The organism is Shewanella sp. MF05956 (assembly GCF_059758055.1).
In genome coordinates this window covers 138208-160792 of record NZ_JCAYNV010000002.1, presented here as the reverse complement: position 1 = coordinate 160792, position 22585 = coordinate 138208, and the positions used below count along the sequence as shown (strand labels likewise).

General features: G+C 42.4%; 19 protein-coding genes. 13 read left to right on the top strand and 6 right to left on the bottom strand.

The features are described from left to right. The first annotated feature begins 191 nt into the window (after nt 1-191). The 9 genes from glyA to AC19MX_RS02590 all read left to right on the top strand — a co-directional run bounded on the left by glyA (nt 192) and on the right by AC19MX_RS02590 (nt 7700). Entirely contained in the window at nt 192-1445 is a 1254-nt protein-coding gene (glyA, locus tag AC19MX_RS02630; protein ID WP_432385522.1) for a serine hydroxymethyltransferase, read from the top strand. 102 nt (nt 1446-1547) lie between these two features. Continuing rightward, on the top strand, nt 1548-1997 hold the full coding sequence (nrdR, locus tag AC19MX_RS02625) for a transcriptional regulator NrdR (protein WP_432398991.1): 450 nt from the start codon (nt 1548-1550) through the stop codon (nt 1995-1997). Nucleotides 1998-2069: 72 nt separating this feature from the next. Beyond that, on the top strand, nt 2070-3215 hold the full coding sequence (gene ribD, locus AC19MX_RS02620) for a bifunctional diaminohydroxyphosphoribosylaminopyrimidine deaminase/5-amino-6-(5-phosphoribosylamino)uracil reductase RibD (protein ID WP_432398990.1): 1146 nt from the start codon (nt 2070-2072) through the stop codon (nt 3213-3215). Between the two features lie 64 nt (nt 3216-3279). Next, nucleotides 3280-3939, top strand: coding sequence for a riboflavin synthase (locus tag AC19MX_RS02615; protein ID WP_432398989.1), 660 nt, complete (start codon nt 3280-3282; stop codon nt 3937-3939). Nucleotides 3940-4033: 94 nt separating this feature from the next. Beyond that, on the top strand, nt 4034-5137 hold the full coding sequence (gene ribBA / locus AC19MX_RS02610; RefSeq protein ID WP_432398987.1) for a bifunctional 3,4-dihydroxy-2-butanone-4-phosphate synthase/GTP cyclohydrolase II: 1104 nt from the start codon (nt 4034-4036) through the stop codon (nt 5135-5137). Nucleotides 5138-5260: 123 nt separating this feature from the next. Next, on the top strand, nt 5261-5737 hold the full coding sequence (gene ribH, locus AC19MX_RS02605) for a 6,7-dimethyl-8-ribityllumazine synthase (RefSeq protein ID WP_160053672.1): 477 nt from the start codon (nt 5261-5263) through the stop codon (nt 5735-5737). A 13-nt stretch (nt 5738-5750) separates the two neighbouring features. Further along, nucleotides 5751-6155: a transcription antitermination factor NusB gene (gene nusB, locus AC19MX_RS02600; protein WP_432398986.1), complete on the top strand. Its 405-nt coding sequence runs from the start codon at nt 5751-5753 to the stop codon at nt 6153-6155. Nucleotides 6156-6242: 87 nt separating this feature from the next. Further along, the gene (gene thiL, locus AC19MX_RS02595) at nt 6243-7202 is read left to right on the top strand and encodes a thiamine-phosphate kinase (protein ID WP_432398985.1); all 960 of its coding nucleotides are present in this window, start codon (nt 6243-6245) and stop codon (nt 7200-7202) included. A gap of 6 nt (nt 7203-7208) precedes the next feature. Next, the gene (locus AC19MX_RS02590) at nt 7209-7700 is read left to right on the top strand and encodes a phosphatidylglycerophosphatase A family protein (RefSeq protein WP_432398984.1); all 492 of its coding nucleotides are present in this window, start codon (nt 7209-7211) and stop codon (nt 7698-7700) included. A gap of 105 nt (nt 7701-7805) precedes the next feature. Here AC19MX_RS02590 and AC19MX_RS02585 read toward each other — a convergent pair whose 3' ends face one another. The 6 genes from AC19MX_RS02585 to barA all read right to left on the bottom strand — a co-directional run bounded on the left by AC19MX_RS02585 (nt 7806) and on the right by barA (nt 15957). After that, entirely contained in the window at nt 7806-8936 is a 1131-nt protein-coding gene (locus tag AC19MX_RS02585) for a hypothetical protein (protein WP_432398983.1), read from the bottom strand. A 69-nt stretch (nt 8937-9005) separates the two neighbouring features. Beyond that, entirely contained in the window at nt 9006-10664 is a 1659-nt protein-coding gene (recN, locus tag AC19MX_RS02580) for a DNA repair protein RecN (RefSeq protein ID WP_432398982.1), read from the bottom strand. A gap of 181 nt (nt 10665-10845) precedes the next feature. After that, nucleotides 10846-11814 carry an AEC family transporter gene (locus AC19MX_RS02575; protein WP_432398981.1) on the bottom strand — a complete coding sequence of 323 codons (969 nt, stop codon included), beginning with the start codon at nt 11812-11814 and terminating at the stop codon, nt 10846-10848. A gap of 286 nt (nt 11815-12100) precedes the next feature. Then, entirely contained in the window at nt 12101-12274 is a 174-nt protein-coding gene (locus AC19MX_RS02570; RefSeq protein ID WP_432398980.1) for a DUF3319 domain-containing protein, read from the bottom strand. Between the two features lie 235 nt (nt 12275-12509). After that, nucleotides 12510-13106, bottom strand: coding sequence for a YjaG family protein (locus AC19MX_RS02565; RefSeq protein ID WP_432398979.1), 597 nt, complete (start codon nt 13104-13106; stop codon nt 12510-12512). Beyond that, nucleotides 13096-15957, bottom strand: coding sequence for a two-component sensor histidine kinase BarA (barA, locus tag AC19MX_RS02560; RefSeq protein ID WP_432398978.1), 2862 nt, complete (start codon nt 15955-15957; stop codon nt 13096-13098). Before barA ends, AC19MX_RS02565 begins: the two co-directional genes overlap by 11 nt. 120 nt (nt 15958-16077) lie before the next feature. Here barA and rlmD point away from each other — a divergent pair, with 120 nt between their 5' ends. From rlmD to pyrG, 4 genes are all read left to right on the top strand, one after another. Beyond that, nucleotides 16078-17442, top strand: coding sequence for a 23S rRNA (uracil(1939)-C(5))-methyltransferase RlmD (gene rlmD, locus AC19MX_RS02555; RefSeq protein ID WP_432398977.1), 1365 nt, complete (start codon nt 16078-16080; stop codon nt 17440-17442). Nucleotides 17443-17626: 184 nt separating this feature from the next. Then, a complete protein-coding gene (gene relA / locus AC19MX_RS02550) occupies nt 17627-19834 on the top strand; it encodes a GTP diphosphokinase (RefSeq protein WP_432398976.1) in 2208 nt (735 codons plus the stop codon). Between the two features lie 104 nt (nt 19835-19938). Continuing rightward, nucleotides 19939-20751: a nucleoside triphosphate pyrophosphohydrolase gene (gene mazG, locus AC19MX_RS02545; protein ID WP_432399204.1), complete on the top strand. Its 813-nt coding sequence runs from the start codon at nt 19939-19941 to the stop codon at nt 20749-20751. 115 nt (nt 20752-20866) lie between these two features. Continuing rightward, nucleotides 20867-22504 (top strand): CTP synthase, encoded by a 1638-nt coding sequence (gene pyrG / locus AC19MX_RS02540; protein WP_432398975.1) that lies wholly within the window; start codon nt 20867-20869, stop codon nt 22502-22504. The last annotated feature ends 81 nt before the right edge of the window (nt 22505-22585 follow it).

Genomic DNA, 22585 nt, shown 5'->3' with positions numbered 1-22585 from the left:
ACTCAACAGGGGATTATGGAATTAATTTTGCGGTGCAGCGAAGCAGATTAAATACCACCTCGGCGGATTAACTTGAATCGTTTTGTATTCAGAACACAGTGAATTTCATGTTGTTTATACTGTGAATGATCATCGTTGCAGAGTAGAATACCGCGCAACCCTACTATATAGAAATTGATGTTGGAGCTACCATGTTGAAGAAAGCGATGAATATTGCGGATTACGATCCAGAATTATTTAAAGCCATTGAAGATGAAACTTGTCGTCAAGAAGAACACATTGAATTGATTGCGTCTGAGAACTACACCAGTCCACGTGTGATGGAAGCGCAAGGTTCTCAGTTAACTAACAAGTATGCTGAAGGTTATCCAGGTAAGCGTTACTATGGTGGGTGCGAGTATGTTGATGTTGTTGAAACATTAGCAATAGAACGCGCAAAAGAATTATTTGGCGCCACTTACGCCAACGTGCAACCGCACTCAGGTTCACAAGCTAATAGCGCTGTGTTTATGGCGTTATTACAACCTGGTGATACTGTTCTAGGGATGAACCTCGCTCACGGTGGTCATTTAACTCACGGTTCTCCAGTTAACTTTTCTGGCAAGCTTTATAACATCATCCCTTACGGTATCGACGAGTCTGGCAAAATTGACTACGACGAAATGGAACGCTTAGCAGTTGAACATAAGCCGAAGATGATGATTGGTGGTTTCTCGGCGTTCTCAGGTATTGTTGACTGGGCTAAAATGCGTGAAATTGCGGATAAAATCGGTGCTTATTTATTTGTTGATATGGCGCACGTTGCAGGTTTAATCGCTGCTGGTGTTTATCCAACGCCAGTGCCTCATGCACACGTTGTGACTTCAACAACGCATAAAACCTTAGCGGGTCCACGTGGCGGCATTATTATTTCTGCGGCTGATGATGAAGACTTGTATAAGAAGCTAAACTCAGCGGTATTCCCTGGCGGTCAAGGTGGCCCATTAATGCATGTTATCGCGGGCAAAGCGGTTGCATTTAAAGAAGCATTAGAGCCAGAGTTTAAAGTATACCAGCAGCAAGTGGTTAAAAATGCCAAAGCCATGGTTGAAGTATTTTTAGCGCGCGGTTACAAAATCGTTTCAGGCGGAACTGAAAACCACTTAATGTTGGTTGATTTAATCGGTCGTGATTTAACCGGTAAAGAAGCCGATGCCGCTTTAGGCAGTGCCAACATTACGGTTAACAAAAACTCAGTACCAAATGATCCACGCTCACCGTTTGTCACATCAGGTGTGCGTATCGGCACACCAGCCATTACGCGTCGCGGCTTTAAAGAAGCTGAAGCGAAAGAGCTGACAACCTGGATATGCGACATTTTAGATGATGCATCTAACACAGCGGTTATTGAGCGCGTTAAAGGCCAAGTGTTGGCGTTATGTGCTAAGTTCCCTGTATACGGTTAATCACTATTGCTGTTGAGGTTTAGGTTAACCTTGCTCAACAAATAGGATAAACTTTAATGGCCGCTAATTTTAGCGGCCATTTTGTTTTCTGCAGGAGGTTCAATGCATTGCCCTTTTTGTAGCGCGACCGACACCAAAGTTATCGATTCTCGATTAGTGACCGATGGCCATCAAGTACGCCGTCGCCGGGAATGTACCGAATGTCATGAACGTTTTACCACATTTGAAGGTGCTGAATTAGTCATGCCTAGAGTGATAAAACGTGATGGCACCAGACAACCGTTTGACGAAGATAAGCTGCGCGGCGGTATGTTGCGTGCAGTGGAAAAACGTCCAGTATCCATTGATGAAATTGATCAAGCTCTGACTAAGATTAAATCAACGCTGCGCGCAACAGGTGAACGTGAAGTAGACTCTGAAATGATTGGTAATCTGATGATGGAGCAATTAATGAGCTTAGATAAAGTGGCTTATATTCGCTTTGCTTCGGTTTATCGTGCTTTTGAAGATGTCTCTCAATTTGGCGAAGCGATTGCCAAGCTGCAAAAATAATCACCGACTAAACGCTAATTTTTTGAATTCTATTTTGTGTGCTTAACATGATATCAAACGAGAGTGATAACCATGTCTAACGGGTCTAGCGTCGATATTGAAATGATGAGCCGAGCCATTATGCTGGCAGAGCGAGGCCGTTATACCACGCGGCCCAATCCATGTGTCGGTTGTGTGATTGTTGCTGATGGACAGATTATCGGTGAGGGCTATCACCAACGTGCCGGCCAGGGACACGCAGAAGTGAACGCCCTAAAGATGGTTAATGAAAATGGATTAACTGCGCAGGGTGCAACAGCGTATGTAACATTAGAGCCTTGCAGTCATTATGGGCGTACGCCGCCATGTGCATTAGGCTTGATAAATGCCAAGGTTGCTAGAGTGGTCGTCGCAGTGACAGATGCCAATCCTGAAGTGTCTGGTCGTGGTATTGCAATGTTAAGAGAGGCCGGCATTCAAGTGGATGTGGGGTTACTCACTGAGCAAGCTTATGCACTTAACCTGGGTTTTATGAAACGCATGAAAACCGGTTTACCCTGGGTCACGGTTAAAGTGGCTGCCAGTTTAGACGGAAAAACAGCGTTATCTAATGGCGTATCAAAATGGATTACAGGCAGCGCTGCTCGTGCTGATGTGCAAAAGTATCGAGCCAGTCACTGTGCGTTAATTACTGGCGTTGAAACCGTGCTAATTGACGATCCCAGTTTAAATGTCCGTTTTGAGTTATTAGGTGAGTTAACAACTCGTCTTAACCCGAATGACATTTTTCAGCCTCTAAGAGTCATATTAGATAGCCGTGCAAGACTAACGGCAACGCCACAATTATTTTCTATACTGAGCCCGATTTTATTGGTCTCGTGTCGTGAATATCCTGAGCAAGTCAAAGCGACATTTCCAGCGCATGTGTCTTTTTTAGTTCTAGAGTGTGACTCGGTAGGTAGAATCCCGTTGTTGGCCTTGTTAACGTATTTAGGCAACACAACCAATTCAGTGTTAGTCGAAGCTGGTTCAACGTTAGCGGGTGCATTTGTAGCACAAAATTTAGCGGATGATATTGTGCTTTACCAAGCTCCTAAGATCCTTGGCAGTCATGGACGCAATATGCTGCAATTGCCAGATTATACTTCCATAGAACAAACGCCCATGTTGCAACTCATTGATGAGCGCAGTATTGGCAATGATAAGCGTTATATCCTCAGATATAACAAACCCTATTAATTGCTTGTTGCCAAGGCTAAAAGTCTGAGCGACAGCAAAGTATAAACGTTAAAAGTGAGTCATTATGTTTACTGGGATAATCGAAGCCCTTGGTACATTACGTAAAATTGATCGCAAAGGTAACGATATTCGCTTAACCGTTGCCAGTGGTAAATTAGATTTAACCGACGTGAAATTAGGCGACAGTATCGCCACTAATGGTGTGTGTTTAACCGTGGTAGAGCGCTTAGCTGACGGTTATGTGGCTGACATCTCAGCTGAAACAGTGGCGTTAACCGGTTTTAGTTATTATCAAGTAGGCCAACAAGTAAACCTTGAAAAAGCCGTTACGGCGACAACAAGGTTAGGTGGTCACATGGTCAGCGGCCATGTTGATGGTATTGCTAAAGTTGAGCAATGTGCCTACAGAGGCAAAGCGCTAGAATTTTGGTTAAAAGCACCCGCAACACTGAGTCGCTATATCGCTCACAAAGGATCGATTACTATCGATGGTGTGAGCTTAACCGTTAATGAAGTAGATGGAAGTCGTTTTAGATTAACTATCGTGCCTCACACTGCCGGTGAAACTACATTAGTGAATTTAAAAGTGGGTGATAACGTTAACATTGAGGTGGATTTAATTGCTCGTTATTTAGAGCGGTTAATGCAGCCTGAAGCAGACCATGCTAAGTCGTCATCGGGTGTGACGATGGAGTTATTGGCCAAGTCTGGTTTCTTACGTTAAGCGTATTAACTTTTGTATCCACTTAACTTATAAAATAAAAATAGAATGACAACTTCAGTATTGAAGCAAACTCTTAATATATAAAGGTCTGACAATGGCGCTACATAGCATAGAAGAAATCATTGAAGATATTCGTCAAGGTAAAATGGTTATCTTGATGGACGATGAAGACAGAGAAAATGAAGGTGATTTGATTATGGCCGCTGATAAAGTGACGCCAGCAGCAATCAACTTTATGGCAACCTACGGCCGTGGGCTTATTTGCCAAACGATGACCAAAGCGCGTTGTCAGCAGCTTAATTTACCGCTAATGGTTACCAATAATAACGCCCAATTTTCGACTAACTTTACCGTCTCGATTGAAGCGGCAACGGGTGTAACCACAGGTATCTCCGCCCACGACCGCGCGTTAACGGTACAAGCGGCTGTGGCTAAAGATGCTAAAGCGTCTGACTTAGTACAGCCTGGTCATATATTTCCGTTGATGGCACAAGAAGGTGGCGTGTTAACGCGCGCTGGTCATACCGAAGCCGGTTGCGATTTAGCGCGATTAGCCGGTTGTGAGCCGTCGGGTGTCATTGTCGAAATTTTGAATGACGACGGCACCATGGCGCGCCGCCCAGATCTTGAAATATTCAGCGAAAAACACGGCATTAAAATCGGTACTATTGCCGATTTAATTGAATACCGTAACACCAATGAAACCACCGTAGTACGTGAAGCACAGTGTAAATTACCGACCCGTTATGGCGAATTTACCATGGTCACCTTTAGAGACACTATCGATAATCAATTGCATTATGCTTTGGTTAAAGACGAGGTTAAAGCAAACTGTTTGGTACGGGTTCATTTGCAAAATACCTTCAACGATTTACTGCACTCTGAGCGCGATCAAAAACGCAGTTGGCCGTTAGAGAAAGCCATGGAACGTATCGCAGCAGATGGCGGCGTTTTAGTGCTGCTGGGTAACGATGAACATTCAAGTCAGTTATTGGCAAAAGTAAAAGCGTTTGAAGCTGAAGATAATGGCCAATCGCCAGCGCCCGCAATGTGGCAAGGAACATCACGTCGGGTGGGAGTCGGTTCGCAAATTTTATCCGATCTAGGTGTAACGAGTATGCGCCTATTAAGTTCACCAAAGCGTTACCACTCGTTGTCAGGCTTTGGTTTAGAAGTGACGGACTATATTGCCGAGTAATGTTGGCAAGTGGTAAATTTAACAATTTCATTAATTGCATAGCGCTCAGGGCTAATGGCTGTGATATCATAGCGCCTCTTTTTGCCCCGAGCCGGGTGCTTTAGCTAATTTAGGTAAGATAGAATGAACGTAGTTCAAGGTAATATCGAAGCGAAAAATGCCAAAGTGGCGATCGTAATATCGCGATTCAATAGCTTTTTAGTTGAAAGTCTGCTTGATGGTGCAATAGACACATTAAAGCGTTTCGGTCAGGTAAGTGACGACAACATCACTGTTGTACGTGTACCTGGCGCAGTTGAATTACCACTAGCGGCGAAGCGTGTTGCTGCGAGTGGCAAGTTTGACGGCATTATTGCACTTGGTGCGGTGATCCGTGGCGGTACTCCTCATTTTGATTTTGTTGCCGGTGAATGTAACAAAGGTCTTGCACAAGTTGCTTTAGAATATGACCTACCTGTTTCATTCGGTGTGTTAACTACAGATACCATTGAACAAGCTATTGAGCGTTCAGGTACTAAAGCAGGTAATAAAGGCGGCGAAGCTGCACTGGGTTTACTTGAAATGGTTAACGTACTGCAACAACTAGAACAACAGCTGTAATAGTAGGAAAAGTATGAAACCTTCAGAGCGCCGTAAGGCCCGCCGTTTAGCCGTTCAAGCCATTTATTCATGGCAGTTAAGTAAGAACAATGTTGCTGACGTAGAACATGAGTTTTTAACTGAGCAGAACACTGATGGTGTAGATGTTGCTTATTTTCGTGAATTATTATCAGGTGTAGCGTCAAAAACTTCACAGATTGATGATTTGCTAAAGCCACATTTAGATCGTGATTTCGAAGATGTTTCACCAGTTGAAAAAGCTATCGTGCGTTTGGCAACTTACGAGTTGACCTTCCGTAAAGATGTGCCGTTTAAAGTGGCAATTAACGAAGGTATCGAATTAGCGAAAGTGTTTGGTGCAGACGATAGTCACAAGTTCGTTAACGGTCTGCTTGATAAGATTGTGAAGCAAAAGTAATACCAGAACGGTATCTTCGGATACCGTTTTTCATTTCTATTAATTGTTTCTAAATTAAGGTGGTCGGTTTACCGCACCAAACTGAATGTGAAAGAATTCCAACTTATCGAACATTACTTTCGTAATAAAGGCCAAAAACGACGCGATGTTGCGCTTAGCATTGGCGACGACTGCGCTTTGGTTAATCCTGCTGAAAACAAATCAATTGCGATTTCATGCGATACTCTCGTTGAAAATGTCCATTTTTTAGCCGACATTCCAGCCCACGCATTAGGGTATAAATCTTTAGCCGTAAATTTATCTGATCTCGCCGCAATGGGTGCTGAGCCAGCATGGTTTACTTTGGCTTTGACGCTGCCGAGTGTGGATGAATCATGGTTAGCAAGTTTCAGCGAAGGGCTTTTTGAAATTGCAGAATATTATGGCGTAGCATTAATTGGTGGCGATACCACTCGCGGCCCGCGCAGTATTAGCATCACCATCAATGGCCAGGTGATAAAAGGCACAGCATTGACACGTGCCGGCGCTAAAATTGGCGATTGGATTTATGTCACTGGTACATTAGGTGATTCAGCGTTAGGCTTAGATATTTTAAGAGGCACTAAAACCGTTAATACTGAAGATAAAGAATACCTGATTAATCGTCATTATTATCCAACCCCTAGGGTATTAGCAGGCCAAGCGTTAAGAACATTAGCCACCAGTGCGATTGATTTGTCTGATGGGTTAATGTCAGATATTGGCCATGTGTTAAAAGCCTCTAAAGTGGGTGCTATTATCGATGTGAATCAAATACCGTTATCTGCTTCACTTAAAGCCAACTTAAATCGTGAAGACGCGCTGAGTTATGCGTTAACAGGCGGTGAAGATTACGAGTTAGCGTTTACTGTTCCAGAGTCTCAACGTGGCGCTATTGATACTGCGCTTATCCATGCAGGGGTTAAATTTGTCAAAATTGGCCAAATCTGTGCTGGTGATAAACTTAAATTAGTCGACGATGGTAAGGCATTTGTCCCTGTTTCCCGAACTTTTGAACATTTTAGTTAACCGATTATGAAACTTATCACTCAAGATAAATTCGTCAATAAGCTGTCTTTAGCTAATCCTATTCACTTTTTAGCATTAGGCTTTGGTAGCGGAAAAGCGGCGAAAGCACCTGGTACCTTTGGCACCTTAGCCGCTGTGCCTATAGTGCTATTAATGCAACAATTAAGCTTAACGCAATACTTGTTAATTACTGTGTTGAGTATGCTTGCTGGTTTTTATATTTGTGGAAAAGCCGCCAAAGACATGGGCGTCCATGATCACGGTGCGATTGTGTGGGATGAAGTGGTCGGTTTAATGATCACTATGATAGCGGTGCCTGTCGGTATTATGTGGTTAGTACTTGGTTTCGCATTATTTCGCTTTTTTGACATAATTAAACCTTGGCCTATCCGCTGGCTTGATGCCAAAGTTCATGGTGGTTTTGGGATTATGATCGATGATGTCTTAGCGGGAATATTTGCATTAATCGGCGTGCAGTTGGCTGTGTATTATTTATAACGCTGCCATAAATTATAACGAAGCCTTAAACATCGAAAAAAAGAGCACTATGTGCTCTTTTTTTATATTTGATGCTTATTGTTACAAACTCAACGATATTAAAGTTTATTGAGGCAACATTAAATTGTTGCGTAGCTGTTCTATTTCATTATTCATGTTGACGACGCGCAGCTTCAGATCTGTTTCATAATAAGTACAACTTAATATTTTACCAATCGGGTTATAGCGTAATTGCCATAATTGCTGCAACTTATTGTCAGTGCCGCAATAATCAGGCTGTTTAAGTGTTGATGAGCTGGCTAACACTGGCTCTTTGACCACATTGACGAAATACTCAGAACGAAGATTATCATCATCAATGAGATGAACAAAAGTATTCACCAACCATTTTTCGTAAAATGGCGCGCTGTTTTTTTGTGCATCTGTAACCGCTTGTTGCATGATATTACGAGAAAATAGCCATTCACCTGAAAAAATACGCTCAAAGTCACGTTGAGACAATGTAAAAGCTGATTGCCAAGTAGTATTTTTCGTCACGATATTTGGATTTTCTTTCACTAAAGTACTCGCAAAACTCAGCTGTTTTTTAAGCATATTATTGGCGATAGTATGACTTAATACCGAACGAGAGGAGTGATAAACGTTATTCCAAAAATGAGCATCTTTGTTTAAGAATGCTATCGCAGCATCAACATCGATTTTATGGGGCGTTGAGTCAGGTCTATTTATTGCTGCAAGTATGCTTAAATCCCTTAGTTGAAAAAGCAGGCTCCAGTGAGGTAGGTGTTGAGTTGTTAAAGACTCATCGCTTTCTTGCCAATCGGGCATAGCAATTAATGTATTGTATTTTTTAATATTCGCTTGATGAGTATGAATTACACGTTTAATGGTTTCGCTATTGTGGCTAAAAAACGCATTACAAGTATCCCAATCTGTTAGTTGGCAAGCGTCTTTAAAGTTAGCTGTTAATTTATTCTGTTGAGCATTAAAAGTGAGCGCCGTGGTTGATTGGCCCGATTGATTCTCTTTTGTGGCGTTGAGTAACGCCATGGCATAGGTAAATCCATTTTCATTCGACTCAACAGGCTGCTGTTTTAGCCAGCTTTCAACTAATAATGTATTTGGAGACTTTGTTCTGTCAGACGCGTTGATTGCCACTAAGCAAACAACGGCAAAGACTAATAAGCTGCTTATTAACCCAACCAGCACGCCTATCGTTTTTAACAAAGTCATCATCACTCTTTATCCTCAAAGTCCATTTAACACAATGGTAACATGATGGTTAGCTTTTGATAAGCCATGACGCTATTGCAATAATTCGCGGGCGTTGGCTAAGGTGTTTTCAGTAATTACGTCTCCACCGAGTAAACGTGCCAGTTCATTAACGCGTTGATCTTTATCTAGTGCTTGCATGGTGGTTTCAGTGCTGCCGGCCTTATTAAACTTATTTACAAACATGTGTTGATGGCCATTTCCTGCAACTTGAGGTAAATGGGTAACACACAACACCTGAGTTGATTCTCCAAGGCTGCGCAGCATTCTGCCGACTACAGATGCCGTAGGGCCTGAAATACCTACATCAACTTCATCAAATATTAATGTTGGGGTTGCGACTTTTTTAGCGGTTATCACCTGAATACCTAAACCTATACGCGATAGCTCACCGCCTGAAGCGACTTTGGAAATCGGTTGTAAAGGTTGCCCTGGGTTAGTGGTCACCATGAATTCAATGTTGTCACAGCCATTCACTGAGATATTGGCTGGGTCGTGATTCACTTCGATACTAAATTTACCTTTAGGCATATTAAGTTCATGAATTGAGCGGGTGACTAATTTATCTAACTCTTTAGCATAACGATTGCGGCTTTGGCTGAGTTTCTGTGCATTGACTAAATAGGCGTTTCTGCTTGCATCTAATTGCAGTCTTATCTCGTCGAGTTTATTTTCATCACCAGCGAGTTCTGCTAACTCTGCCATTAGCGCTTGGTGATGCAAAGCCAGTTTATCTGGGCCTACATGATGCTTACGTGCTAATTGCATTGCCGTTGATAAGCGTTTTTCAAGATAAGCAAAATGCTCAGGATCTAATTCAAGACGGCTTAAATAACTCTCGATTTCGCTAGCACTTTCTTGAACTTGGATTAACGCATCGTTAAGCATAGTACTAATAGGCGCAAGGGATTCATCATAGCCTTGAAGCGTGTCTGCAATGGCGGCGACTTTATTTAACAGTGATTCAATATTGCCATCGTCACTTTCGGTAAGTAAGTGCAAACCAGCCTGGCAACGTTCGATTAAATCAGTGCCATTTGCCAACCGTTTATGTTCTTGCTCAATGTCATCAAACTCGTCTAAGCCTAGGTTAAATTCGTTTAGCTCTTCTACTTGATATTGCAACAGTTGTTGGCGTGAAATACGTTCGTGCTGAGCTTGTTCTAGTTGCTTGAGTTCATTTTCAACTTGTTTGCACCTAACATAACTAGCGCTCACGTTATCAAGTAATATTTTGTGGTTGGCGTAACTGTCGAGCAGATTTAATTGATGCTCACTTTTGAGCATCGCATGATGGGCATGTTGGCCATGAATACCAATTAATAATTGGCCTATAGCTTTTAATTGCGTCACTGGAACGGGATTACTGTTGATGTAGGCGCGAGAACGTCCATCACTATTAATGGTACGACGAAGAATGCATTCGTCGTCAGCGTCGAGATCATTATCTTCAAGCCAGCGTTTTGCTAACGGCACATCGAGCAGGGTAAAGCGTGCACTGACCTCGGTTTTATTCGCGCCGGGTCTCACAGTATTGGCATCACTGCGGTTGCCTAAACACAAACCCAGAGCGTCGATTGCAATCGATTTACCTGCACCGGTTTCCCCGGTGATGCTTGTCATACCGGCTTTAAAGTCGAGTTCTAAAAAACGTACGATAGCAAAATTGTTGATGCTGAGTTGGCAAAGCATAATGAATTCCTGTCTATGAAACCACCAAACCACTGTATTGATAAACAGTATATACTGATTTTTTATACAGTAAAGTAGTAGACCGAAAATTATCTTTGTCTATTTGTTAATCACGAATCGCACGATAGTTATACCAATCTCAATCATTAGCCGATTGAACACATCATTAATTCAATTAACGTTAAGCGTAAGTTTTCAATAAAGATTCAATTATCGGCAGGCTGATAAAGGTCATTAACGTGCCATAGAGTATTGCTTGCGCACTCACATTTGCATGCACCTGGTAACGGTCTGCCAGTAAGTAAACACTTGCTGCAGTAGGAAGTGAGGCTAGTAACACCCCCATTATTAACCATTGTTGCTCAACCCCAAATGCAATTAATAAGCCGTAGGCAATAAGAGGTTGAATGACCAACTTAAACAGGTTAATCACATTGAGTTCAGCAATTAAGCTGGCTGTAAACAGCTTACTGCCTGTTTGTTGACGTAAGGCTTTGACTAATACCATACCAATGGCAAACAGGGCGCAAGGGCTCGAGGTATTACCCAATTGATGTAACATCAGTGACACGCTATTAGGGAGGCTGATATGACAAGCCGATAATGCTATCCCAATGGCACTGCCAACAACGATAGGGTTTTTACCCAGTGCATTAGCCATGATTAAAATGGCTGGTTCAGAGGATTGTTTGTTTCGGCTAGCAAGTTCGATAGACACTAGTGCAAAAGCGAACATGATGACTGATAACAAACTGGCGATGGCCGCAGCGACGAGAGCCATTTTGTTATCGGGAAACATTAAACTCATTAATGGGATGCCAATAAAGGCAGTATTGCCAAAGGTTGAGTTTAATCCACGCATTGCCGCGATGGCTTGTTGCTTTGGTGCTTGCCAAAGAGACAGCGCAATAACGAATGCATAAGTGATTACCATGGCTAAACTAAAGCCGGCAATAAAGCCCCATTGAGCAATGTCTTCAATACGTGTTTCTGCTAATACAATTAATAAAATAGCAGGGAAGGCCACATAATATACAAACTGATTAAGCACGACATCGGTGTCGGCGGGAAGCAGTCTCAACTTTTGGACTAAGCTGCCTAGCAGCATAATGGCGAAGACAGCGATTAGCGGGGTAAGAATACTAGACATCCCTCGCAATTCCTTAGCAAAATGATAATGTTGTCACTTTACTGCTTTTATTCGCTGCGATGCAATTAGACTTAGGCTCAAGGTGATAGTTTTTCATCTTTTCATTGAATTAATACTGATATGTGAAGACTATTTTGTTGTTGGACGTAGATAATTGATTTTATCGCTTAGATTTATAGCTTAGATATATAGTTGAAGTTATTGCAGAAATTTATCGTTTAGATCCGCAGTTGAGGCTTATCGCTGAGGAGTCAAAATGTTGAGAACACCACACTGTGAATGCGCGTTATTTAGCGATTTTAGGCTGAGGTAAAATACCCAGTTCGGTAAAAAAGTGCACTTGTCGTCTTAATTCAAATAACGAGCCTACGCGAACTTGATTGCCAATCACGAGTGTCCAATTGTCGGTTTTGCCGTTTGGATTGGTGAAGGTAAAGCCTTGATAGAAAATTTTTTTCATAGGGCCTTTGACGTTTTAAAACTCAATATCACAGCGTGTAATGGTCGGTATTATAAGGGGTATTGTAAGGTATGAGGTTTTATCTTCCTACTCATTATAACGAATAATAGCCTGAAACATTCAGGCTATTATTCAGGCTATTATTAAGGCTGTTATTAAGGCTATTATTAAGGTATCAAGTTGTTCACTTGGCTGCAAACATCAATTTGTAGCCTCTCGTTAATGCCTGTACCGATTACTCGCTAATGCCAATGTTTGATACGCCAGCGTCAATAATATCTTTACGCAATCCTTTCACTAACTCGCTGTTAATGTCTGGGTTGGCTTCGATAATATCAAGCAACATACCTTGAAGCTCTTTTTCTTCTTCCATTACTGGATGCGAAAAAACAAACTCATCTAGTTCTTCATCCATTAATGATTCATCACTAATCGCTTCAATGTAGTTTGCGACGGTACTTGATGATAATTTGCTGATATTGGTAATGTCTTCTTCAATTTTACTGTCGATAGCACTCATTAACGTTGCGATAGCAACGGCAGCATCCATCGCGGGGTAGGCACCATAAGCTTCAAAATCGCTTGGATCTGGAGTGTTTTCATCGAGACGTTGTAAATGTACATCAATATTGAATTTAAGCTTTTTGTCGTATTGGCTTTGCCATAATAGCTCAAGTGCGGTGCTTAATACTTGAGGCTCACCAAACTCACATACTTCAGAGAATAGTTTGTAATTAGGTAACATACGTTGACACAAGGCAAGTGCAAAAAGCTGTTTTTGCGGTAAAGATAGCGCCTTAAGGCGTTTAAAGAATCCGGGTTTACTGGTCATTAGGAGTATCCACTGATAGCTGGTTTATCACTTGATTTGCAGCTGATTCTACCTTAGTTAACTCATCAAGTAACTCTAGTATTTCAGGTTCAAGATCATCGATATCAATTTTATGCTTTAAGGCTGATTCGATATCTTTACAAAGTTTTTGTGTTGTCGGTACGCCGCAATAGCATGTTGCGCCATGCAGTTTGTGCACTGCTTGTAATAATGTTGCAGAATCACGTTTTTCTAAGGCATTGTCGATAGCTGCAACTGTTTCAGGAAGCGAGCTAACCAGCATTTTTAGCATGTCTAATGCTAAGTCTGGTTTTTGATTGGCTTGAGTTAAACACAAACCCCAATTTAATATGGTGTTGTCGAAATGGGTAAATTTAGGCTTGGTGATCCAGCGATTAATCACCCCTTTTAACGATACTTCATCGATAGGTTTTGGTAAGAAGCCGTCCATGCCACAGGCGAGAATTTTCTCTCGCTCTTCTGCAATCGCATGAGCCGTAACTGCAATAATAGGGGTGTGACGGTTAAGCGATGCGAAGCGGATTTGTTGGGTAGCTGTAATACCGTCTGTACCGGGCATTTGAATGTCCATAAAAATTAAATCGAATGCATGTTCTTGAGCTTGCTTTATGGCGTCTTTACCGTTGCTTGCGGTCACTACATTGACAACCAATTCTTTTAATAAGGTGTCAATTAGTTTTAAATTAGCCATATTATCGTCAACCGCTAGCACAGAGGCCTTAATACGGTGAGTGTCTTCGACAATGGGCCGTTCAGGCAAGCTGACTAATGTAGCTTGCGTGGGTGGGTATATTAAATGGCGTGCTAAGGTAAAGTCACTTATTGGCGTGTTAAGCAGGACATCTGCATTGGCTTTAAGCACGTTAATAATCACATCTTGATCAACACAGTCATGCAACAGCACTAAGCAATCAGTATGCTGACGTGCTTGCTGTAATAAATGAATTAATTCGGCGTTATCAACAAAACCATGACAGCTCATAATAATATAATCAAATTTACTATTTTGACTTTGCAGTACCGAGGTCAAGTTTTCTGGGTTTGCGACATTGGTTAAAATTAACTGCCAAGAGACTAATCGGCGGTTAAGGGTGTCTCGAGACAACTCGCGAGGCTCATACAGCAACACAGATTTATGTTGTAGGACATTGACTGGCAAGACTTCGCCTATTTCAAATTGGCTGATCCCAAGTGGTAAAATAAACCAGAAGTTTGAGCCTTTATTGGGGGCAGACGTAAAGCCAATTTGGCCCCCCATTTGGTTAATGAGTCGCTTGGTGATAACTAAGCCTAATCCCGTGCCGCCAAATCGGCGTGATATAGAAGAATCTGCCTGGCCAAATGCTTGGAATAAATATTCTTGCTGGCTCTCGTCGATGCCAATGCCGGTATCGATAACTTCACATCGAAGAGTAATATTGTCCTCGTCATGACCGACTAAGTGAATTTTAAGGATGACACTGCCAGAGTCGGTAAACTTAATCGCGTTACCCACTAAGTTGGTAATAATTTGACTCACTCGCATGGAGTCGCCACTCACACTCTCAGGGACATTGCTATCAATATCAATGACCAACTCCAGACCCTTTTCTTGGGCGCTGCCAGCAATAATGGTAAGCGTTTCAGCAAGTGTTTCACGCAGTGCAAATGGCATTTTTTCAAGTACCATTTTGCCAGCTTCAAGTTTAGAGAAGTCGAGAATATCGTTAATAATACCCAGTAAGTTACTGGCGCTTCGTTCAATGGTTTTAATGTAATCCAGCTGGCTAGTATGCAGAGGCGTTTTTAACAACTGCCTTGCAAAACCGATGACACCATTGAGCGGTGTTCGTAACTCGTGCGACATGTTGGCTAAAAATTCAGACTTAATTCGGCTTGCTTCTAAGGCACGTTTTTTGGCTAAGTCTAACTCAACGTTTTGAATTTCAATTTGCTCTAGGGTTTCACGTAAGTCTGATGTGGCTTGGTCAATATTTTGCTGCATCTCGTCGTGATATTCGGATAAAGAGCCCGCCATGGCATTAATACCGCGCTTAAGTAAATCAAGCTCACCGATTAAATTACCTTCAAGGCGTGTATCCAGTTTACCCTCACGAATTTTTGCTACCACACGCACCATTTCAGTAATCGGATGGTTAACATGCTTTACCAGACGGAATGTAAAAAATAGATTAAATTGCACGCCTATTAACACAATAATAAAGGCCGCTATAGCCGCTCTATGTTGCTCGAGTAGTGCATTTTCTTTATTAAGCAGAACGGAAATATAGCCTAGAATTTGCTCTTGCTGGTTGTTGAAGATAGGTTTTATGAAATGCTGATTTTGTTGTGTGTTTTGTTGTGTGTTTTGTTGTGTGTTTTGTTCGGTATCGTTAACGCGATTTAAGCTACTGAGCAACGAGCTTTCAAGGCCGGTATGCGAAATAATGGGTACACGGATAACGAGCGTATCGCCAATGGTTTCGTGTTCTGTACCTATGAGTGTCGTTAATGGCTTTTTAAAGCGCATTGTTTCAAAATCTTTATGATAATGAGACGTTACAAATAATTGATTTTCAGCGTCAAATACCGCAATGGAGTGAATTAACGAAGCATTATTAATTTGCGATGCCGCCAGAAGGCGTTTTGTCGATTCGCGGTCTTGATTAATAATGCCAAACTCACTGGCAATGGCTAAAGGTTCAACAATATTGCTGCCTTTTATAATTAAGGTGTCTTCCAATTCATAAAAGCGGTTTATCGTGAAATAACTTCCAAGTAGAATACCCACGACAATTGTGGGCGCTAACGCAAGTACCAGAACCCAAGAACGTAGGCTGTATTTGGTCATATTGTTGGCACTTTTCATGGCTGTTAGGTGTGTTCCTGATGCTAAATCGCTATTATTACGTCTAGACTGCCAGAAACAGCGCACTCTTGACTAGTTTTTTATTCGACATCTGAGGCCGAAATGGCACAATTTTTCAAAGAAAAACCGAACAAATCTAAACAATTATCTGCAAAGCTCACGCTAGATGTCACCCAACTAGACCACCTCGGTGCAGGTATGGCACAGCTTCAAGGTAAGGTGGTGTTCATTGCCGGTGCGTTACCCGGCGAGCGCGCAACGGTGCAGCTTATTGAGCAAAAGAAAAGTTATGCTAAAGCCAAACTAATCAATATTGCCAGTCCAGCGCTAAGTAGAGTCAAACCTCATTGTCAGCATTACAGTCAATGTGGTGGATGTGATTTACAGCATATGGACATTCAAGCTCAGCGTGATTATAAGCAATCAGCCTTGGTTGATTTAATGGCTAAGTCGAGTTCAGATGCTATCGATACACAGATGTTGGCAGAGGCGATTATTGGCGATGGCTGGCATTATCGACGCAGGGCTCGCCTCGCTACCGTACTGGATAAACGCAGCCAACGTTTACAGCTGGGATTTCGTGCTGGTAACAGTAATCAAATTATTGAAATTAACCAATGCCCGGTATTAGCGGCTCCTTTGTCAGATTTAATTACGCCTTTAGCGGCTAACTTAAACCAATTAAAAGCCAAAGCGAGCATCGGCCATGTTGAATTGACTCAGGCTGATAATGGTCATTTTGTTGCACTCAGAGTGACTAAAAAACTGCCTAACTCCGATATTCGCTGGTTAAGTGGCTTTGCTGAAAAACATCAGCTTAATCTGTTGCTACAAGATGATGCCGGGCAACTAACCCAGCTTTATCCTTCGCTCGCTTCGATTGAGCAAGCTGTAACGTTGCCTTATTATCATTTGGCCGCCGAAAGTGTGCGATGTTCATTTACCCCGGGTAACTTTGTCCAGGTTAATGGCACCATTAATCAAGCGATGGTGGATCAAGCTATTGAATGGCTAGACCCTCAAGCGGGTGAGCGTATTCTTGATTTGTTTTGTGGTGTCGGGAACTTCAGCTTGCCTCTTGCTAAAAAAGCGGCGCAAGTGATTGGGGTTGAAGGTGTGCCAGAAATGGTTGAGCAGGCTAAGCAAAATGCGTTAGATAATCACTTAGACAATGTAACGTTTTATCATGCAGACTTAAGTGCTGACTTATCAGAACAAGCCTGGTTAGGTAAAATTGATAAGTTATTACTCGACCCAGCCCGTGCTGGTGCCTATGAAAGTTTACAGTGGTTACAGAAGATGCAACCTAAAAAAGTGGTATACGTATCGTGTAATCCAGCAAGTTTAGCGCGCGACAGTAGTGTATTATTAGCCAATGGTTATCGTATTGCCAAAGTAGGTTTAGTGGATATGTTTCCGCAAACGCACCATACCGAAGCCATGGTTTTATTTGAATTATGTAAATAAGCTGGCAGTATTTACTGCAATATCAAATGGTATGCTATAAATTTGTTCAACTGAGCTCGTTTAAATTGACAAAAAAGTCTATGGCTTCAAGATGACGTGTTCAGTTGTAATTAATGCCTCATTTATTCCTTTAAGAATACAATGATGGTCGATATCAGTCGGTCATGCGGCTAAGGAAGGGTTCATGGTATCTGTTCGCGAAGCACATTTTAATACGCAAGCATTCCAATTAGATGAGTGGGTCGCTCGTTATCTCGACGACAAAGACGACGCTCAAAAATTATTAGTATTGATCCAGCAAGTTGAGGCCTTACCGGTCAAAAATAAACTGGCTCATACTGAATTGCTTGCGCGCGCTCGTGAAATGATCGAAATCCTCGCGCCGCTCAACATGGACATTGAAACGCTTCAAGCTGCAGTGCTGTTTTTAATGTTTGAAGCTGATGTATTAAACGAAGAGCAATTAGCTGAACAGTATGGCGACAATTTAGCAAGACTCGTTGCCAGTGTTGTCACCATGAATGCCATTGGCGCACTGAAAGTCAGCGAAAACTCGCGTGATGCCGAACCGCAAATCGATAATATTCGTAAAATGCTGTTAGCGATGGTTGAAGATGTGCGCGCTGTCGTCATTAAATTGGCAGAGCGCGTGTGTTTATTGCGTGCGGTTAAAAATGCTGACGAAGAAACTCGTGTATTGTTAGCCCGTGAAATCGCCGATATTTATGCCCCACTGGCTAACCGTTTAGGTATTGGTCAGCTTAAGTGGGAGCTCGAAGATATTTCGTTCCGCTATTTGCACCCAACAGTATACAAAGACATTGCTAAACAGTTAGACGGTAAACGTGTTGACCGCGAAGTGTTTATCGACAAATTCGTCACGCAACTGCAACAACGTTTAGACAACGACGAAATTCGCGCAAAAGTGTATGGCCGCCCAAAGCACATATACAGTATTTGGCGCAAAATGAAGGGCAAAGATCTTAAATTCGATGAATTGTTTGATGTAAGAGCTGTACGTATTGTCACCGAGCGATTGCAAGATTGCTATGGCGCCTTGGGCGTGGTGCACGATTTATGGCACCACATTCCGCGCGAATTTGACGATTACGTGGCCAATCCAAAACCAAATGGTTACCAATCGATCCACACCGTAGTGGTGGGGCCTGAAGGCAAAACCGTCGAAATTCAAATTCGTACTGAAGCGATGCACCAAGACTCTGAGTTAGGGGTTGCTGCGCATTGGAAATATAAAGAAGGCGCGGGTAACACCAAGCAAACCGGTTACGAAGAAAAAATTAACTGGCTGCGTAAAATTTTACAGTGGCAAGAAGATGTGGCCGAAAGTGGTAACTTGGTTGATGAGGTTCGTAGCCAAGTATTTGAAGACCGTGTTTATGTGTTTACTCCTAACGGTGAAGTGGTCGATTTACCGCTTGGCTCAACCGTACTCGATTTTGCTTATTACATTCACTCGCAAGTAGGACATAAATGTATAGGCGCTAAAGTTGATGGCCGAATTGTACCATTTACTTATCAAGTCGAAACGGGTGAGCGCATTGAAATTATCACCTCAAAAACGCCTAACCCTAAACGCGACTGGTTAAATCTAAACTTAGGTTATATTAAGTCGTCACGTTCACGTTCTAAAATTCAACATTGGTTTAAGCAACAAGACCGCGACAAAAATATTGCCGCCGGTAAAGAGATGCTCGAATCTGAATTGTCGCGTGTTGGTTTAAAAATTAAAGATGCTGCAGTGGCCGTTGAGCGTTTTAATCTTAACACGATGGACGACATGCTAGCGGCCATTGGCGGTGGTGATTTACGGTTAAATCAGGTGGTGAATTTTACCGAAACTAAAATCCGCAAAGTCGTCGATACGGACGAAGACTTAGTTGAAGACATTCTTAAGAAAGCATCACATAAACCGAAAAAATCAGATAAAGGCCAAGTAGAAGTTAATGGTGTTGGTAACTTGATGAGCCATATTGCTCGTTGTTGTCAGCCAGTGCCCGGCGATGAAATATTTGGTTATATCACCATGGGCCGTGGTATTTCGGTGCACCGTAGTGATTGTGAACAAGTAAAAGAGCTCATGCGGGCTCACCCTGAGCGCAGTGTTGATGTAATTTGGGGCGAAAACTACTCTGGCGGATACCGTATTCGAGTGCGAGTATTATCCCACGACCGCAGTGGATTATTACGCGACTTAACCACAGTGCTAGCCGCTGAAAAGTCGAATGTGATGGCCATGAGCTCATCATCAGATGTGAAAACCCAAACCGCAACGGTAGAGCTTGAACTTGAGTTGTATAACCTAGACGGTTTATCGCGCATTATTGCTAAATTATCGCAAGTTGATGGTGTGATTGAATCTCGCCGGCTATAACGCCGCAAGATTAAAAGGCAAGACTCAGCGCAAAGGCACCTTAATCTAGGTGCCTTTTTAATTTAAAAGCTTTTCAAATTTAGAGGATAAACAACGTGGCAAACATGCAGCCGTTATTAGACATTATGAAGAAATTACGCGATCCGCAAACCGGTTGTCCGTGGGATCTTGCTCAAGACTTTGCCACCATTGTGCCTTTTACCCTAGAAGAAGCCTATGAAGTGGTCGACACCATAGAGCGCAAAGCGTGGCAGGAGTTACCCGATGAGTTGGGCGACTTGTTATTTCAAGTTGTGTTTTATTGCCAATTAGGTCAAGAGCAAGGCATGTTTGACTTTGCCACGGTTATAGAGCGCATTAGCGATAAATTGACCCGACGTCATCCTCATGTGTTTGCTCAGGCTGATGGCCAAATCAGTGGTCCTATTATCAATTCTCAGGACTTGAACCAGGCATGGGATAAGCTTAAAGCTAATGAGCGTCAACAAAAACAGTTGCACTCAGCCCTTGATGATATCCCCACTGCGTTACCGGCATTGTCGCGAGCGCGAAAAATTCAGCATCGGGTGGCTAAAGTCGGCTTTGACTGGGCAGAGCTTGAACCCGTTGTGGCTAAAATACATGAAGAGATTGATGAAGTACTCGTTGAGGTAAATAAGCAGCCTAATGATGCCGATTACTCTAAAGATAAAGTGCAAGATGAAATGGGCGACTTATTATTTGCAGTCGTGAATTTAGCCCGCCATTTAAAAGTCGATCCTGAACAAGCTTTACGCCAAGCAAACACTAAGTTTGAGCGACGTTTTAGGGGGGTTGAACAATATGTAGCCGACAGTGGTAAAGCGATTGAACAGCATACATTAACTGAATTAGACGGCTATTGGGATCGAGTAAAGCAGCACGAAAAGGCAAATTAAGCTAAATATAGCGCGTTTAAGTTTGTCGAATCGAGGTGGCTTTGGTATGATATCGCCCCGTCCTAGTGCTTTCTTACAAGCACGTTTTTTTCCAACACATTTTCTCAGGTTCAGCATGACTACAAGGTATATCTTCGTTACTGGTGGCGTTGTTTCATCACTAGGTAAAGGCATTGCAGCAGCTTCGCTAGCAGCAATTTTAGAGGCGCGTGGCCTTAATGTAACCATTATGAAACTGGATCCATACATTAACGTCGACCCAGGTACGATGAGTCCTACTCAGCACGGTGAAGTATTCGTGACTGAAGATGGCGCTGAAACCGATCTTGACTTAGGTCACTACGAGCGCTTCATTCGCACTAAAATGAACCGTCGTAACAACTTTACTACTGGCCGTATTTACGAAGAAGTTATTAGTAAAGAACGCCGCGGTGATTATTTGGGTGCAACCATTCAGGTTATTCCGCACATCACCAACGCCATCAAAGAAAAAGTGCTTGCCGGTGGTGAAGGTCATGACGTTGCAATCGTAGAGATTGGCGGCACGGTAGGTGACATCGAGTCATTACCTTTCCTTGAATCTATCCGTCAATTAGGTGCAGAACTAGGACGTGAACGCACTTTATTTATGCATTTAACCTTAGTGCCATTCTTAGGTGCCGCAGGGGAAATTAAAACCAAGCCAACGCAGCATTCTGTTAAAGAGTTGCGTTCTATTGGTATTGCGCCGGATGTATTGGTTTGTCGTGGCGACCGTGCGATCCCAGCCAATGAAAAAGCAAAAATTTCGTTATTCTGTAATGTAGAAGAACGTGCTGTTATTTCATTAAAAGACGTTGATAGCATCTACAAAATTCCAGCGTTGCTGCGTTCACAAGGGTTAGATGACTTAGTTATCAAACGTTTTAATTTAACCTGCAACGAAGCTGATTTGTCTGAGTGGGAAAATGTTATTTACCAAGAAGCCAATCCAAATGGTGAAGTCACTATTGGTATGGTAGGTAAGTACATTGAATTGCCAGATGCTTATAAGTCAGTTAACGAAGCATTAAAACATGCAGGCTTAAAAAACCGCGTTACCGTGAACATCAAATACATTGATTCACAAACGGTTGAAGCTAAAGGCGAAGAAGTATTACAAGGCCTTGACGGTATTTTAGTCCCTGGCGGTTTTGGTGAACGTGGCGTAGAAGGCAAAATCTTTGCGGCTAAATTTGCACGCGAAAACAACTTACCTTACTTTGGTATTTGTTTAGGTATGCAAGTTGCGTTAATCGAATTTGCACGCCATGTTGCCGGTTTAGAAGGTGCTCACTCTACGGAGTTTAATCCTGAAACACCTTATCCAGTCGTGGGTTTGATTACCGAATGGATTAATGAAGAAGGTGATGTTGAAAAACGCCATGAATCTTCTGATTTAGGTGGCACAATGCGTTTAGGCGCTCAGTTATGCCATTTAAAAGAAGGCACAAGAGCGGCTACAGCATACAATTCAACAACCTGTGTTGAACGCCATCGTCATCGTTACGAAGTAAACAACAACTTCATTGAACGTCTTGAAAAAGCCGGTTTAGTGTTTAGTGGTTTGTCATCAGATCGTAAGTTGATTGAAATGATTGAGTTGCCAGATCACCCTTGGTTTGTTGCTGGTCAATTCCACCCAGAATTCACCTCAACGCCTCGTGATGGCCACCCATTATTTGAAGGCTTTATTGCTGCTTCTTATGCGTATCAAAAACGCGACATAAGCTAATACGTATTAGCCGCTAATGTTCTGCATTAGCGGCTTTTTTGTCTATGATATATGCGTAAGATCAAATAATCGGCTTATTGA

Excerpts from the sequence above, each read along its gene's own strand:
- ribD (WP_432398990.1), top strand. The coding sequence starts at position 2,070 with ATGTCTAACGGGTCTAGCGTCGATATTGAAATGATGAGCCGAGCCATT.
- AC19MX_RS02585 (WP_432398983.1), bottom strand. The coding sequence starts at position 8,936 with ATGATGACTTTGTTAAAAACGATAGGCGTGCTGGTTGGGTTAATAAGC.
- AC19MX_RS02575 (WP_432398981.1), bottom strand. The coding sequence starts at position 11,814 with ATGTCTAGTATTCTTACCCCGCTAATCGCTGTCTTCGCCATTATGCTG.
- AC19MX_RS02565 (WP_432398979.1), bottom strand. The coding sequence starts at position 13,106 with ATGACCAGTAAACCCGGATTCTTTAAACGCCTTAAGGCGCTATCTTTA.
- nusB (WP_432398986.1), top strand. The coding sequence starts at position 5,751 with ATGAAACCTTCAGAGCGCCGTAAGGCCCGCCGTTTAGCCGTTCAAGCC.
- ribBA (WP_432398987.1), top strand. The coding sequence starts at position 4,034 with ATGGCGCTACATAGCATAGAAGAAATCATTGAAGATATTCGTCAAGGT.
- AC19MX_RS02615 (WP_432398989.1), top strand. The coding sequence starts at position 3,280 with ATGTTTACTGGGATAATCGAAGCCCTTGGTACATTACGTAAAATTGAT.
- pyrG (WP_432398975.1), top strand. The coding sequence starts at position 20,867 with ATGACTACAAGGTATATCTTCGTTACTGGTGGCGTTGTTTCATCACTA.
- recN (WP_432398982.1), bottom strand. The coding sequence starts at position 10,664 with ATGCTTTGCCAACTCAGCATCAACAATTTTGCTATCGTACGTTTTTTA.
- relA (WP_432398976.1), top strand. The coding sequence starts at position 17,627 with ATGGTATCTGTTCGCGAAGCACATTTTAATACGCAAGCATTCCAATTA.
- ribH (WP_160053672.1), top strand. The coding sequence starts at position 5,261 with ATGAACGTAGTTCAAGGTAATATCGAAGCGAAAAATGCCAAAGTGGCG.
- glyA (WP_432385522.1), top strand. The coding sequence starts at position 192 with ATGTTGAAGAAAGCGATGAATATTGCGGATTACGATCCAGAATTATTT.
- rlmD (WP_432398977.1), top strand. The coding sequence starts at position 16,078 with ATGGCACAATTTTTCAAAGAAAAACCGAACAAATCTAAACAATTATCT.
- mazG (WP_432399204.1), top strand. The coding sequence starts at position 19,939 with ATGCAGCCGTTATTAGACATTATGAAGAAATTACGCGATCCGCAAACC.
- barA (WP_432398978.1), bottom strand. The coding sequence starts at position 15,957 with ATGACCAAATACAGCCTACGTTCTTGGGTTCTGGTACTTGCGTTAGCG.
- AC19MX_RS02570 (WP_432398980.1), bottom strand. The coding sequence starts at position 12,274 with ATGAAAAAAATTTTCTATCAAGGCTTTACCTTCACCAATCCAAACGGC.
- AC19MX_RS02590 (WP_432398984.1), top strand. The coding sequence starts at position 7,209 with ATGAAACTTATCACTCAAGATAAATTCGTCAATAAGCTGTCTTTAGCT.
- nrdR (WP_432398991.1), top strand. The coding sequence starts at position 1,548 with ATGCATTGCCCTTTTTGTAGCGCGACCGACACCAAAGTTATCGATTCT.